Below are 14,199 nucleotides of genomic sequence, written 5' to 3' on the forward strand. Positions count from 1 at the left end.
TGACTGAATTTGGCTGTTTTGAATATGAAACTTTTATGACACCAGTACTATGAGTAACCCTCTGACTGTTCTGTTTCGGGACGACCACTTGCTGGTCGTCCACAAGCCAGCGGGACTGCTGGTGCATCGAAGTCCCATCGACAGGCATGAAACCGAATTTGCCCTGCAATATGCCCGGGGGCTCAATGACGGCCAGCATGTCTACCCGGTGCATCGTCTGGACCGACCCACGTCCGGCATCCTGGTGTTTGCCAGGGACAGCGACACGGCCCGCACGCTGGGTATGGCGATGATGGCCGGCGAGGTAGCAAAAACCTACCTGGCCATGGTGCGTGGCTGGCCGCCGGAGCAGGGAGAGATTGATTATGCCCTGAGGGAAGAGCCAGAGGATCGACGGATGAAAGGGGTGGAGCAGCCGGTGCGTGACGCCCTCACTCATTACCGCACGCTGGCGACCACCGAGATACCGGTAGAGATCGAGAAATATCCGACCAGTCGCTATGCGGTTGTCGAATTGTGCCCGAAAACGGGGCGGAAGCATCAGTTACGGAGGCACATGAAGCATATCAACCACCCGATTATTGGCGATGCCAATCACGGCCGGGGTCGACACAACCGTTATTTTGCCGAACGTTTCAGCCAGGGGCGTTTGATGCTGGCGGCGACCGGCATGGCTTTTCGTCATCCCGCTTCCGGTGAGCCACTTACGATTAGTGCCCCACCGGAGGAAAACTTCCTTGAAGTGTTATCGATATTTCCCGGTTTTGACGTGCAGAATCAGCCCGAAAAATAGCGGCCGATCAACTCTGAGTAGGGGAGTGGTTTGCTATAGCGGTAGCCCTGAAGGTAGTCACAGCCTTTTTCAAAGAGCCAGGCTTCATGGGCTTCGCTTTCCACACCTTCGGCGACCACCGACAAGCCAAGCCCCCTGGCGAGACCAATGATCGACAGGGTAATGGCGCAATCGTTTTCGTCGTCTGGCAGGTTGTTGATAAACGAGCGGTCGATCTTGATCCGGGAGAAAGGCAGGCTCTTTAGCCGCGACAGCGATGAGTACCCGGTGCCGAAATCATCAATGGCAAGCTCGGCGCCAGCCTCCACCAGTTGCTCGAGAACCCGACCGATCACACTGAAATCTCCCTGGATCGAGTCTTCCGTCACTTCAAACTGCAGGGCACTGACCGGCATATCCTGGTTCCGGCAGATCTCCTTGACCAGCTCCGGTAACTCGGGGACCAATACCTGTTCGGCTGAAAGGTTAACGGAGATGGTGGGTAATGGAATGTTGCGGTTTCTTGCGTTACGCCAGTGTGCGCAGACGTTTTTGAGTACACAGGCTCCGAGCTCGTACATAAGACCTGCGCTGCGCGCCACGTCGAGAAATTCAATCGGCGATAGCCAGCCGCGCTGAGGGTGCTGCCAGCGAACCAGCGCCTCTGTGCTTTCCAGCTGTGTTGCCGTGCGGTCCATGATCGGCTGGTAGAAGACATCCAGACCATTGGTTTTGAGGGTTTCCCGCAGTTCGTTTTCCAGCGCAAATCGGGAGCGCGCTGTCATCTGGATTTCCGAGTCGAACAGGGTAGAACGGTCCCGGCCCTGCCTTTTGGCATGGTACATGGCGGCTTCGGCACCCCGAAGAAGTTCCTCGGGTTCATGACAGTCACCGGGGAAGTGGCAGATGCCCATACTGGCACTGACATTCAGGTCCTGGTCGGATACCCGGATCGGCTGGCGGATCCGGTTCTGGATTTCCCGGGTTACTTCATCAAGGAAGCCGGGCAGGGTGTAGTTTCGGATAACCAGAGCAAATTCGTCCCCTCCAATCCGGGCCAGAAAGTCCTTGCCTGCCAACTGTATCTCTTTAAGCCGCTGGCCGATGTCGGCAATGACCTGATCGCCGGCTTGGGGGCCGAGGCCGTCATTGATGGTTTTCAGGCGGTCAACATCAATCCAGAGCAGCGCCAGGCTGCCCGTGCCCCGCTGTTTGATCTTGCGTACCAGATGACCCAGCCGGTCACGAAGGGAATCGATGTTGGCGAGGCCAGTGAGGGAATCGTAACGGCTGACGTATTCCAGGGCCCGCTTGGATCTCAGCCACGCCTCATGGGTGTTCATCAGGCTTATGGTGTCAGCGATGGCAGCTGCCAGTGAGATATCCGGGACCGACCAGTCCCGGCGGACATCTGACTCCAGGCAGACAACACCGCTGAGTTGTTCGCCGTCAAAAATCGGCGCATCCAGCATGGAGTAGATGTTCTGAACAGACAGGTAGCCAACGTCGAATGAACGGGTTCGGATATCATTGCGGGCATCGTCCACGGCAATAACCCGTTCTTCCGTGATGGCCCGGAAGTATTCGGGGTGGTCCGAGCGAAACAGATTGAATTCTGCGCCACTCGGCGACACGCAACTGTTGCGGTCGGGCTGTTCTTTGTCGTGCAGCCATTCGCAAGTAATCCGATCCCGTTCCGGGGGGAACAGCCAGACACTCGCACGTTTTAAGCCCAATAGCCGAGTGCACAGCTCCATGAGAGCTGCCAGCTTCCGGGGGCGGGGCATCTCGATAAAGCTGATATTGTGGCTCAGCTCCATCAGTGCCTTGTGATGGGTCACAAGGACTTCACTGTCACGCATGGCCGGGCTCAATGTGTTGTCCCTTTACTTGAAATACGAACGGCCCTGGGTCTCGGTTCGGTGGAAAGTTCAGGCGATCCCTGAGCTTCCTAAAGAATATGGCATCTGTTTTTATAAGTGTCCAACTTCAAACGGTATTGGCCAGTGAGTCCCTGGTCTTCGACTCTCCACTACTGAGACTGTTTCTGCTGAAATCGCAAAGCAGGGGCCAGGGATGATCGGCTTCCAGGGTGAAGGCGATATCCAACAGCGTGCGTTCGCCCCCGTGACGCCCCATGAACTGAACGGACACTGGCAGTTGATCGGGCGTGTGGCTCATGGGTAACGATATTGCCGGTGCGCCAGTGGCGTTGGCCAGTGGGGTGAAACTGACATAGTGGCGCAGCCGCTCGAACAGGGTCTCGAAGGGTACGTCGGGACTGAGATGGCCAAGGGTAGATGTGGTATGGCCAAGTACCGGCGTGAGCACCGCATCGAAGCCGGCCATAGCGTGGGCGTAGTCGTGCCATGAGCGTTTGAGCCGCCAGAGCGCGGCAGGCAGGCGCCAGAACTGCCGCCGGAACATCTTGTCCAGGCCGTTGGTGAGGCCGTCGGTGTTTTGCTTGTCGAAATCCGGGTGGAGCAGTTTCTTGCCGTTGGCCCTGATACCGAAGGCAAGCAGTGCCCAGTAGAGGGCGAAATCATCGGGGAAAGCGCTGTGCACCGGAACGGGAACAGGCTCAATGTAGTGCCCCAGTTTTTCCAGTCTGAGAGCGGTTTCTTCGACAGTCTGGCGAGTGATGTCATCGGTTTTGTGGCCGTTGATGGAGTCCAGCACCAGCCCGATTTTCAGGGCGCGCCCAGATGGGCCCTCGATCTTGCCGACCGGCGGCAGCTTTGGATTCCGGTAATAGGCCTCGGCCTGATCGAGAAAGTTGGCGGTATCTCGTACCGAGCGGGTCACCACGCCTTCGCTGATAATGTTGATGGGCAGGGAAGCGGCTGCTTCGTTGTCTATCAACCGTCCTCGTGTGGGTTTCAGGCCTACCAAACCGCAGCAAGCGGCCGGAATTCGGATGGAGCCGCCGCCGTCATTGGCATGGGCGATGGACACCACGCCGGCTGCCACCAGGGCCGCTGAACCGCCCGAAGAGGCACCGGAGGAATAGGCCAGGTTCCAGGGGTTCCGTGTAGCCGGCCCATGGGCGGGCTCGGTAGTGGCGTTGAAACCGAATTCCGGCAGGGTGCTTTTACCAAGGCACAGGAAACCCTGGGCAAGCAGTTGTCGGGCAAATGGACTGGTATCGGAAGCAGGTACTTCAGGTACTGCCAGAGAGCCCTGGCGCGTGGCCAGTCCTGCCACGTTGGTGTTGTCTTTGATAAAAGTCGGCACGCCCTGGAACAGCGGCTGGGAGCCCGCCTGTGTCGCTGCATCGAGCTTTGAGGCAGTTTGGATGGCCTGGTCGTAGTTCGCCGAGGCCACGCCATGGATCAGCGGCTGGGCAGCCTGTGCCCGGGCAATGGCGGCGCGGGTGAGTTCGGTTATCGATAGTTCCCGTCGGCGGATTTTTTCGGACAGTGTTGTTGCGTCATCACGCCCGAGCGCGTCGTTGCAGAATACATGGCAAGACTGCGGGATTTCCGGGGCGCTCATAACAGAATTCTCCTTAAAATGACCCGATAACTCTAATGCATCTGAAAACGTGATGACATGTCATTTTAGGTAGGGTGAGCGTTCGGCCGCCTGAGCGAGCTCTTTTCACAGACGTTTTCAGATAATAAGCTATCGGCCTTAACCCGTTGTAAGCGAACCTGATGGAATTTATTGAACCCCTCGTACGCCACTTTCTCGGCATCTTCTTTCTGATGATCGGTCTGCAGTTTGCTGGCCGAAGCCTTGGTTTGTATCAGCGTATGCATTTTTCGCACATCAATTATGGTGAGCGGGGGAGTGCGCCCTGGTGGCATAGACATATTTTTAATGTCTTCCGCGCGCTCATTCTGGGCGTCTGCGTGGTGCGGATTTTCGCGGATATCGATCCCTGGCTGGGCGTGTTCGGCCCCCTTTATGCCTGGCCGGTTTTGCTGGCCGGCATGCTGCTGTTGATCACATCTTTCACAACCGTTAACTATTTGCAGGCTTATATGCACGAAGACTGGCGCTCCGGTATTGACCCACGCAAGGACCAGCGCAAGTTACTGACCAGTGGCCCTTTTGGACGCTCCCGGAACCCATTGTTCCTGGCTGTGATGGCGGGACAGCTCGGCTTTTTCCTGGCGCTGCCCAGTGTGTTCTCCCTGGTGTGCCTGGTGGCCGGTGTGCTGGTAATTACCCGCCAGGCCCGGGAGGAGGAAAAGGCGCTGGCGGATAAGTTTGGCGAGGACTACGAGCGTTATCGGGTGCGGGTGCCCCGCTGGTTCTGACTCGATTGCAGAAAACCAGGTCACGCGGATTTTTTTCGCGCTTCCTTGATCACATCGTAGGCATGACTGATCTCACGAGTACGCTCTTCCGCCATTTCCCGCATGCTTTCGGGTAATCCCCGGCCGGCGAGTTTATCCGGGTGGTTCTCGCTCATCAGCTTGCGATAGGTCTTCTTGAGCTCCTCATCGCTGACAGACGGCGACACACCGAGAACCTTGTAGGCATCGCTGATCTGATCCGCTGACGATGGCTGGCCAGCGCCGGCCCGATGGGTGTGGGCGCCCCGAAGCATGGCTTCCAGTTGATCGACCTGGCTCTCGGGCAGTCCCAGCCCACGGGCTATCCGCACCAACATTTCGTGTTCGGCCGGATGAACTTTGCCATCCGCAGCCACGGCCGATACCTGAACCTGCAGGAACATCTGGAGAAACGCGGGTTGGCGTCCGCTGGCCTGGAGGAACCGGTTAAGCTCGGCATCCAGGTCGAACTCCGGTTCCTTCCCTCGGTTGAAGGCGGCTTTGGCCTTGGCTTTCTGGTCTTCATTCAGGCGGAAGCGCACGAACATGGCTTCGGCCATCTGAATTTCATCCCTGGAAATGACGCCGTCTGCCTTGCACAGGGCGCCCATTACCGCAAAGACCGACTCAATAAAGCCGGACTGGATGCTCTGGAGCTTGCCAATCAGGCGGCGCTTGAGAAGGTTCAACAAAAAGGCGCCAATTGCCGCACCTATCAGAAAGCCCGGGAATTTGCCAAAGGCGTAGCCAATCAGGCCGCCAATTATGATTGCAAACAGCATTAATGAGTCCTTAACAGGAATGAATCAGCCCATAGAATATACGTGTTTTTCAGTCCGGCTTCATGAACAGGCTTTCATCGACCTCGTCAATCTGACCGGGCTGCAGGTGCTGGTTGGCATACCGCTTGTAGGTGCCTGAGCGAATGAATAGTTCGAATACTGCCCGGTCGATGTGCCCGTCTTCAACCATGCGGTCCATGATGGTGAGGGATTCGGTGAGGGTTTTGCCCTCTTTATAAGGGCGGTCTACGGCGGTCAGTGCCTCGAACACATCAGCAACCGCCATGATGCGTTCGGGTATGCCCATTTCCGCTGCCGTCAGGCCGCAGGGATAGCCGTGGCCGTCCATGCGCTCGTGGTGGGTGCCCGCCAGTTTCGGGACATTGGCCAGCCGGTCGGGCAGGGGCAGGGCGTCCAGCATACAGATTGTCTGCACTATGTGTTCGTTGATCTTGAAGCGCTCCTCATCCGTCAGCGTACCTTTGGCCACCGTGAGGTTGTGGAGTTCGCCCCGGTTGTAGGCGTACTCCGGGAGCTCCATATCGAAGCCCCAGCGATTCCGGGGATCGTCTTTGCGGACCGGAGGGATATGTTCGCCCCAGGGCCTCAGATGTTCCGGTTTGTCGGCAAGCAGCTGTTCGGTGACCGGCAGTGGCGGCTCCGGTCTATCCTGCAGGGCATTTCTCTCGTCCGGCGACAGGCCGAGACGGTCACTGAAATGTCGTAACCAGGTCTGCTGGCAGATGCTGCGGATCTTCTCGATACTTTCTTCCGCCATGAACTCGCCGCCCTGGTTGGCCGTCGCAATCAAACGGAATTCCTCCTGCAGGCGGGCCCGGGTAGCCTGGCGTTCCAGGTCGGCGGGTGCCTCCTCTTCGCCTGACAGAACGCGATTCAGGTACCGGATGTCGGCATCCCGGTGCAGTACCTCGAACCGGGTGCGGATCTCGTGGATGCGGTTGTGGATGGTTTCCAGCTTGACCGCCTTGTCGACCACATACTCCGGGCTGGTGATCTTGCCGCAGTCGTGGAGCCAGGCCGCCAGATGGAATTCCTGGAGCTGTTCTTCGGTCATGGTGAACGAGTCAAAGGCCCGGTCATTGCTGGCAATGGCTTCATCAACCAGCATCTGGGCGAGCTTTGGCACCCGCTCGCAGTGGCCGCCGGTATATGGTGATTTGGCATCAATGGCATTGGCCACCAGCCGGATGATGCCCTCGAGCAGTGCCTGCTGGCTTTCGATGAGCTCCCGGGTTTCGATGGCAACCGCGGCAGAGCCTGCAATTTCATCCACGAAGACAATCAGATCGTCACTCAGTTGGGTGTGGTCGCCCACCTCCATCTCGATCGCCAGGACTCCGATCAGCTGTTTGCGCCGGTTGCGCAGAACGGCAAATACCGGGTGCCCCGAGATATGCTGTCGCAGCAAACGAATGATGTCGTTATCGTCGGACTCCGCTTGCACATTCGAGATGGTGTCCGGCAGTTGAAGATTCTGCTTAACGGCCAATGAGAGTTGGTTCTTCTGGCGCGTGAACAGGTAGATGCCGCCACGCTCCTGACCAACAATGTGGATAATCTGCTCAAGAATGTCCCGGAGCAGATGATTCAGGTCCTGACCCCGGTTCAGTACTGTGGCGATGCTCTGGAAGCTGCGTATGGTTTTCGCCATGTCGTCCAGTGCCACACTGAGTTGGCGCGCTTCACGGATGTTGGAGTTGGATCTGACCGGTGTATCAAATCGGAAACGGGACAGCCGGCTGACCTGATCGGTCAGGTGCTCCAGAGGACGGCCCACCCGACGGCCCAGGAACCAGCCGATCACCAGAAGCAGCAGGGCAATGAGTCCCGCGATCACTGTTTGCCTGGCAAGGGCCGCCCAGACGTCAGCCAGCAGTTCGTCCGACGGAATCGCAACGGCAATGCTGAGCCCCTCCTGTTGCAGGGCGCCGAGGGGCTCGGTCATTCCATACCAGTCTTTGCCGTCGGCACTGAATCGGGTGACAGAGCTGCCCTCCATGTGGTCGCCCAACCGGTCCAGGGCCCCGGAAATCGCAGGCCCGGGCTCTTTGGCGTTCCCCGAATCCGCGAGAACTTCCCGATCCTGGTTCACAATGGCAATCCGGGTGTTCGGTGTCTGGCGAAGCTCTGCCAGCTGGATGCTCAGGTCGGTCACGGTCACGTCAATACCGAAAATCGTTCCCGGCCCGCCGGTCTCTTCCGAAGCGCGTCGGGAAAGCGTGATCCCGGTTTCCTGGGTGGTGAAGAACGCGTAGGGAGCGGAAAGCTCTGTTGAATCTGACGTCTTGGCGGCATTGAACCAGGGTCGGGTACGCGGATCGTAGTTGTATTCAGGTACCGGCCTTTGTTCAATCAGTTGCATGTCGGCATTGAAGAAACGCCATTGGCCCGGTGTTTCATCACCTCCGTGGGTAATCGTCTGGAGCAGAAACCGGGTTTCGTTGGGCGCATCGGGAAACTGGAGGGTTCCGGAACTGCGAACCTTACGCAGTAGAATAAAGTCTCCGTTCTGGTAGCCGGCATAGACGGCACTGACAATGTCACTGCTGGTCAGTATGTCGGCGAGTACCGGAAGCCGGTCAAGGCGTTGCGCCAGAGTCTGTGCACCTGCGAGGCTGTCATGGCTGAGCACCGCAAGGGCGGTGGACGGTGGCGCGGTGATGGCCTGTATCCGGTCGTCAACACTGATAGCCAGTTGGCGCGCGGTGCTACCTGCCGCCGATACCTTCGCCGTCTCCATGCCGCGGAAACTCTGGCCGATCAACACAATGGTCAGAACCAGCATGCCGAGCGTTATGGCCGACGCAATCAGGAGGGCCAGCGAAATCTGGGCAGACTGGCGTTTTCCATGCATGGATGATCCTTACCGGTGTAGATTGGCGTAAGACAGCAGGGTGATGGCCCTGCCTAGTGAAAGACTAGACGCTGCCCGGCATTTTTTCCGTTTTTTTCAGGAGGAATCGGTAGTTATGACTCAGGACCTGTTTGGCGAGCAGCCGCCAGAGCAGACAGTTGAGCATCTAATGGATGGCGCAGTGGTGCTGCGCCAGTTTGCGCTCGCCGATGCCGAGCTGCTACTGGAGGCCATTGGCACGGTCACGTCAGAAGCGCCTTTCAGGCATATGAAGACCCCTGGCGGTCATGCCATGTCTGCCGCCATGAGCTGTTGCGGGAAGCTGGGCTGGGTCACCGACAGCCGGGGTTACCGGTATCAGGAAGAAGACCCGGAATCCGGACGGGCCTGGCCTGTCATGCCTGAGGCTTTCCGTGAGCTGGCCAGAAGCGCCGCCGAAACCGCAGGTTTTGATGGATTCGACCCGGATGCCTGCCTGATCAACCGCTACCAGCCCGGGGCGAAAATGGGGCTGCATCAGGATAAGGATGAGGAAGATTTCAGCCAGCCCATCGTGTCGGTTTCTCTGGGCTTGCCCATTGTCTTTCAGTTCGGTGGCCTCAAACGCAGCGAACGCCCCGTCCGGGTGCCACTCTGCCATGGTGATGTCGTGGTCTGGGGAGGTCCTGCCCGGAAGCGATATCACGGCGTGTTGACCCTGAAGGCCGGAGAGCACCCACTGACGGGCGGGTACCGTTACAATCTGACATTCCGGCGGGCCAGGTAAGGGTTTATTGCAGCCAGGCGACCAACAGCCCGGCCGCCAGAGAGAGCACCATGGGGATGCCGACCAGGAGCCCGGTCTGGCGATTGCCGACAAACCCCGCCAGAGCCGACTTCACCAGATTGTTGGTGGCGGCAGCGATAACGATACCGATCACGGCCGTGCTCATTGCCAGGCTGTTATTGGACATGCGGGTCAGGGAGAGGGTGATGGCGTCCACGTCCGCGATACCGGAGGTGGCCGCGAGAAAATAGATACCGGCATCACCCAGCCAGTTGCCCAGAAATTCGCCCAGCAGAAGGATCGCGGTCAGCAACACGCCGAATACCAGCGCTGAGGTCAGATCCAGCGGATTCTGGTTAAGTGTTGGCTGACTGACATGGAGTTCCCGGTCATTTTTTCGCCAGATAAAAAGCGCAGGGCCGTAGAGCAGGACAGTCATGACCACCACTGGCCAGACAAGGCTTGGCAGCAGATCGGGATTGATCACCAGGCAGTACACCAGAATACGGGGAAACATGGTGCCGCAGGCAATCAGAATGCCGGTGGCGAACTGGGCGTTAAGTTGCGGATTTTTCGAGGCCTGACGGGCGAAGTGCAGGGTGAGGGCGGTGGAGGAACTCAGCCCCGCGAACAGGCTGGTAAACAGGATTCCCTTGCGGGTGCCGGCGACGCGTATGGCGAAATAGCCCACAAAGGAAATGGAGGCGATCATCACCACCATCCACCAGATTTCCCGGGGGTTCAGAACGCCACCAGGGCCCATCTTTTCATTTGGCAGCAACGGCAGCATGACCACGGAGATCAGCAGCAGCTTGAGTGCCGCATCCAGTTCATGTTCCTTCAGCTTGTTGACCCAGCCGTGGATCTCCTCCTTGTTGTCCAGGATGATTGCGGTCACAACAGCGGCTGCTGTTGCGATGACAGGATCCACTGCCACCGCCACAGCGCCGAAGCAGAAGGTCAGCACCATGCCGACTATGCCCGTAATGCTGAAATTGCGGATGTGCTCAAGCCGCTCGCTGTAGGCCACGATCGCCATGGCCACCACGCTGACCAACATTACGGGAAATGCCCATTCGGTGATCTCCTGAGCCAATACCGCCGAGATACCGCCAAGCAGACCTACCAGGGCAAAGGTGCGTATGCCGGCAATGCGTTCACCGGATTTCTGTTCCCGGGCGTCCCATCCCCGTTCCAGCCCTATGATGGCGCCAAGCAGAAGCGCAACTGCGAGATTCAGGGTGGTCTGGTTTCCAGCCAGAAACTGGGAAGCAACATCATCCATGGCAGGGCGTAGGCTCCTGTTAATAATTGAATATGCTGATGATAGCAGCAGGTGCAACCGGTCGTTACACCTCTAAGAAGATTCCCCTAACGACCTTACTTTCCTGCAAGTGGTCTGGTAAGCTTCGCGACCCTGAAATTCGCAGTTACCTGATTTTCATCAACCGTGCAGCAAACCAAAACCGTGACGATCCTTCCGCCCTAGCGCTCAGTTTCCTCTTCCTCTGGTTAATCCCCTGAGAAATATGCCTGTAGCCAACGCCTGTCATGTTGGGTGCAATCGACGGTTTTATCTCAGTTTTTTATTTGCACAGCAATCCGGAAACCCGACATTATGGTGAATTCCCTAAAAGCCAACTGGCTTTCGAACATTCGTGGCGATGTGCTCGCCGGTATCGTCGTGGCGCTGGCACTGATCCCGGAGGCCATTGCCTTCTCGATCATTGCCGGTGTCGATCCCAAAGTGGGTCTTTACGCCTCTTTCTGTATTGCAGTGATTATCGCTTTTGTGGGCGGCCGTCCCGGGATGATTTCCGCCGCGACCGCGGCCATGGCGGTACTGATGGTAACCCTTGTTAAAGAGCATGGCCTGCAGTATCTGCTGGCGGCGACCCTGCTTACCGGTGTGCTGCAACTGATTGCTGGCTATCTCAAGCTCGGCAGTCTGATGCGCTTTGTGTCACGCTCGGTGGTGACCGGTTTTGTAAACGCTCTCGCCATCCTCATCTTCATGGCCCAATTGCCCGAACTGACCAATGTGACCTGGCATGTTTATGCGATGACTGCCGCGGGTCTGGGTATCATCTACCTGTTTCCCTTGCTGCCCGTTGTTGGCAAAGTTTTACCGTCGCCCCTGGTGTGCATCGTCGTTCTTACGGTAGTTGCCGTAGTTACCGGAATGGATATCCGCACGGTTGGCGATATGGGCGATCTGCCGGATACGCTGCCTGTATTCCTGTGGCCGGACGTGCCTCTTAACCTGGAAACCTTGATGATCATCCTGCCGTACTCGATTCCGCTGGCCATTGTGGGGCTGCTGGAGTCCATGATGACGGCGACCATCGTGGACGACCTGACGGACACTACCAGTGACCGCAACCGTGAGTGCAAAGGCCAGGGCATTGCCAACATCGGCTCGGGCCTGATCGGCGGGATGGCCGGTTGTGCCATGATCGGCCAGTCAATTATCAACGTGAAGTCCGGCGGCCGGACCCGGCTATCCACGCTAACAGCCGGTGTCTTCCTGCTGATCATGGTGCTGCTGTTGGACAGTGTGCTGGTCCAGATACCCATGGCGGCCCTGGTTGCAGTCATGATCATGGTGTCGATTGGTACGTTCTCCTGGGATTCCATTCGCAATCTGCGCGAACATCCTCTTTCCACAAACATCGTTATGTTGGTAACCGTTATTGTGGTGGTTGCCACCCATAACCTTGCCTTTGGCGTACTGGCCGGCGTTCTGCTGGCGGCTTTGTTCTTTGCCAACAAAGTGGGCCACTACATGCTGGTGACCTCCGAGCTGGATGAAACCACCGATACTCGCACTTACCGGGTTGTAGGCCAGGTGTTCTTCAGCTCCTCGGAAAAATTCATGGAATCCTTTGATTTCAAGGAAGCAGTCGATAATGTGGTGATCGACCTGAGTCGCGCGCATTTCTGGGATATCACCGCAGTGGGTGCCCTGGACAAGGCGGTGATCAAGTTTCGCCGGGAAGGCTCGGAAGTTGAGGTTATCGGGCTGAATGAAGCGAGTGCCACGATTGTTGACCGCTTTGGCGTACACGACAAGCCGGACGCCGTTGACCAGCTGATGGGGCACTGACATGACGCAGACCAGGGAATCCAACAGCGATCGCAGTCAGAATAACAATCACAAGGATCATGAAGGCGAGGTTGAGATGTTACGAGTAGTTGCCTGTATTGATGGCTCCCAGGCGGCGCCGGCGGTCTGCGATTATGCCGCCTGGGCCAGCAAGCACATGGAAACGCCCATGATGCTGCTGCACGTGCTGGACGAGGAACGTTATCCGGCGGAGCCGGATCTGGCTGGCAACATTGGCCTGGGCAGTCGTGAGCAGCTGCTCGAAGAGCTGGCAGAGCTGGACCGCAAGCGTGCCAAGCTGGCCCTTGAACACGGCCACCATATGCTGGATGAGGCACAAAAGCGGGTCAGCGAGGCCGGTATCACAGACGTGGTGCAGCGTCAGCGCCACGGTGACCTGACCGAGTCCCTGCTGGCCCTCGAAAACCAGACCCGCCTGCTGGTCATGGGTCTGCACGGCGAGAGCAGCTCCGAGCGCGACACCCACATTGGCAGCCAGCTGGAGACAGTAATTCGAAGCATGCATCGCCCGATTCTCCTGGTGCCGGACGAGTACACCCAGCCCCGCAGCGCCATGCTGGCCTTTGATGGCAGCGCCACGGCGTTCAAGGGCGTGGAATTGCTGGCTGGCAGCCCGGTCCTGAAAGGCATGCCACTGCATCTGGTGATGGTTGGGCCGGATACCAACGATCGCTGGGAGCAGCTCCGGAAAGCCGAGAAAATGCTGGCGGGGCTGGAATCCGAGATCACTCTGGCCATTCGGGCCGGCGATGTGGAGCCTGCATTGCACGCCTATCAGGAAGAGAAGGACATCGACATCCTGGTGATGGGCGCCTATGGGCACTCCCGCATCCGTCAGTTCCTGGTGGGCAGTACAACCACTACGATGCTAAAAACCGCCAAAAAGCCCCTGGTGGTGCTTCGCTAGGCTACTTCCTGGGCCACTTCGGCCAGATAGGCCATCGCCGCGCGGTGGCCGGTTTCAGGCGCTGTTACCGGCTGCCACACCCGAGGCCCATGCCCACTGGAAATTATGGCCGCCAAGGTGGCCGGTCACATCCACCACCTCACCGATGAAATACAGGTTTGGCTTCTCCAGCACCGCCATTGTTTTGGAGGAGAGCTGGCGCGTATCCACACCCCCCAGGGTAACCTCTGCCGTTTTCCGAACACATCCCTAATGTTGTCAATTTTCCCCCATGGAGGTTAGTAGCAAACCGATCTGTGCATTTCGTTGGGTACTGCCATATAGTTTCCGCATGCTGTGTGGATATGCTAGTTAAGGTGCTGATTTTTAGGCGTTGTTAAGGTAGTTCCGAAAATTGATATGCATACACGATGGCACGTCAACTATGTGGACAAAAAGGGGGAGGATTTGTACACATTGTAATACCCGAATCGGAAATCGTTAGCTGGTCTACGCGATTCAACGGTTTGATTTCGGGAAATGGTCATTGTTTGCACTACCTTTAGTTTCGGATCCAAATCTGGGCCTACTTTTAACTGACGTGAAGGTTTGGATTGGTCGCAAAGCGGAACTTTTTCGCTGCCCAACATAGCGCTTTCCACGTACCCAAGTTACCCCAGTAGTTGCTGTGTAAATCCACAATCATCA

General features: G+C 57.5%; 10 protein-coding genes and 1 pseudogene. 5 read left to right on the forward strand and 6 right to left on the reverse strand.

Going from position 1 to position 14,199, the window contains the following annotated elements:
- Window positions 1-49 precede the first annotated feature (49 nt).
- Window positions 50-793: a pseudouridine synthase gene (locus tag ACO06L_RS20850; RefSeq protein WP_421846191.1), complete on the forward strand. Its 744-nt coding sequence runs from the start codon at window positions 50-52 to the stop codon at window positions 791-793.
- Here the strand turns inward: ACO06L_RS20850 and ACO06L_RS20855 are convergent.
- Window positions 778-2,634, reverse strand: a complete 1,857-nt coding sequence (locus ACO06L_RS20855) for a sensor domain-containing phosphodiesterase (protein ID WP_421846192.1) — start codon at window positions 2,632-2,634, stop codon at window positions 778-780. The two genes, ACO06L_RS20850 and ACO06L_RS20855, sit on opposite strands and share 16 nt — an antisense overlap.
- Window positions 2,635-2,761: 127 nt before the next feature.
- Window positions 2,762-4,267, reverse strand: a complete 1,506-nt coding sequence (locus ACO06L_RS20860; protein ID WP_421846193.1) for an amidase — start codon at window positions 4,265-4,267, stop codon at window positions 2,762-2,764.
- 161 nt (window positions 4,268-4,428) lie between these two features.
- Between ACO06L_RS20860 and ACO06L_RS20865 the strand changes: the two genes are divergently transcribed.
- Window positions 4,429-5,037 (forward strand): methyltransferase family protein, encoded by a 609-nt coding sequence (locus tag ACO06L_RS20865; RefSeq protein ID WP_202347263.1) that lies wholly within the window; start codon window positions 4,429-4,431, stop codon window positions 5,035-5,037.
- Between the two features lie 20 nt (window positions 5,038-5,057).
- On the opposite strand, the gene djlA is transcribed toward ACO06L_RS20865, so the two are convergent.
- The gene (gene djlA, locus ACO06L_RS20870) at window positions 5,058-5,837 is read right to left on the reverse strand and encodes a co-chaperone DjlA (RefSeq protein ID WP_064227329.1); all 780 of its coding nucleotides are present in this window, start codon (window positions 5,835-5,837) and stop codon (window positions 5,058-5,060) included.
- Window positions 5,838-5,886: 49 nt separating this feature from the next.
- Entirely contained in the window at window positions 5,887-8,712 is a 2,826-nt protein-coding gene (locus tag ACO06L_RS20875) for an HD domain-containing phosphohydrolase (protein WP_421846194.1), read from the reverse strand.
- Window positions 8,713-8,827: 115 nt separating this feature from the next.
- Here ACO06L_RS20875 and alkB point away from each other — a divergent pair, with 115 nt between their 5' ends.
- Complete coding sequence (gene alkB, locus ACO06L_RS20880) at window positions 8,828-9,478, forward strand: DNA oxidative demethylase AlkB (RefSeq protein ID WP_421846195.1); 651 nt, start codon at window positions 8,828-8,830, stop codon at window positions 9,476-9,478.
- A 4-nt stretch (window positions 9,479-9,482) separates the two neighbouring features.
- Here the strand turns inward: alkB and ACO06L_RS20885 are convergent, their stop codons facing one another.
- A complete protein-coding gene (locus tag ACO06L_RS20885) occupies window positions 9,483-10,763 on the reverse strand; it encodes an MgtC/SapB family protein (RefSeq protein WP_421846196.1) in 1,281 nt (426 codons plus the stop codon).
- A 333-nt stretch (window positions 10,764-11,096) separates the two neighbouring features.
- On the opposite strand from ACO06L_RS20885, the gene ACO06L_RS20890 reads away from it, so the two are divergent.
- Together ACO06L_RS20890 and ACO06L_RS20895 are read left to right on the forward strand one after the other, a co-directional pair.
- Window positions 11,097-12,584: a SulP family inorganic anion transporter gene (locus tag ACO06L_RS20890; RefSeq protein WP_421846197.1), complete on the forward strand. Its 1,488-nt coding sequence runs from the start codon at window positions 11,097-11,099 to the stop codon at window positions 12,582-12,584.
- 1 nt (window position 12,585) lies between these two features.
- Window positions 12,586-13,512, forward strand: coding sequence for a universal stress protein (locus tag ACO06L_RS20895; RefSeq protein WP_202347268.1), 927 nt, complete (start codon window positions 12,586-12,588; stop codon window positions 13,510-13,512).
- A gap of 54 nt (window positions 13,513-13,566) precedes the next feature.
- Here the strand turns inward: ACO06L_RS20895 and ACO06L_RS20900 are convergent.
- Window positions 13,567-13,749: pseudogene (locus tag ACO06L_RS20900) on the reverse strand (NAD(P)/FAD-dependent oxidoreductase); the annotation flags it as partial.
- Window positions 13,750-14,199: the final 450 nt, after the last annotated feature.

Source organism: Marinobacter sp. (assembly GCF_965229985.1).
Lineage (GTDB): Bacteria > Pseudomonadota > Gammaproteobacteria > Pseudomonadales > Oleiphilaceae > Marinobacter.

Excerpts from the sequence above, each read along its gene's own strand:
- alkB (WP_421846195.1), top strand. The coding sequence starts at position 8,828 with ATGACTCAGGACCTGTTTGGCGAGCAGCCGCCAGAGCAGACAGTTGAG.
- ACO06L_RS20850 (WP_421846191.1), top strand. The coding sequence starts at position 50 with ATGAGTAACCCTCTGACTGTTCTGTTTCGGGACGACCACTTGCTGGTC.
- ACO06L_RS20875 (WP_421846194.1), bottom strand. The coding sequence starts at position 8,712 with ATGCATGGAAAACGCCAGTCTGCCCAGATTTCGCTGGCCCTCCTGATT.
- djlA (WP_064227329.1), bottom strand. The coding sequence starts at position 5,837 with ATGCTGTTTGCAATCATAATTGGCGGCCTGATTGGCTACGCCTTTGGC.
- ACO06L_RS20895 (WP_202347268.1), top strand. The coding sequence starts at position 12,586 with ATGACGCAGACCAGGGAATCCAACAGCGATCGCAGTCAGAATAACAAT.
- ACO06L_RS20865 (WP_202347263.1), top strand. The coding sequence starts at position 4,429 with ATGGAATTTATTGAACCCCTCGTACGCCACTTTCTCGGCATCTTCTTT.
- ACO06L_RS20855 (WP_421846192.1), bottom strand. The coding sequence starts at position 2,634 with ATGCGTGACAGTGAAGTCCTTGTGACCCATCACAAGGCACTGATGGAG.
- ACO06L_RS20890 (WP_421846197.1), top strand. The coding sequence starts at position 11,097 with ATGGTGAATTCCCTAAAAGCCAACTGGCTTTCGAACATTCGTGGCGAT.
- ACO06L_RS20885 (WP_421846196.1), bottom strand. The coding sequence starts at position 10,763 with ATGGATGATGTTGCTTCCCAGTTTCTGGCTGGAAACCAGACCACCCTG.
- ACO06L_RS20860 (WP_421846193.1), bottom strand. The coding sequence starts at position 4,267 with ATGAGCGCCCCGGAAATCCCGCAGTCTTGCCATGTATTCTGCAACGAC.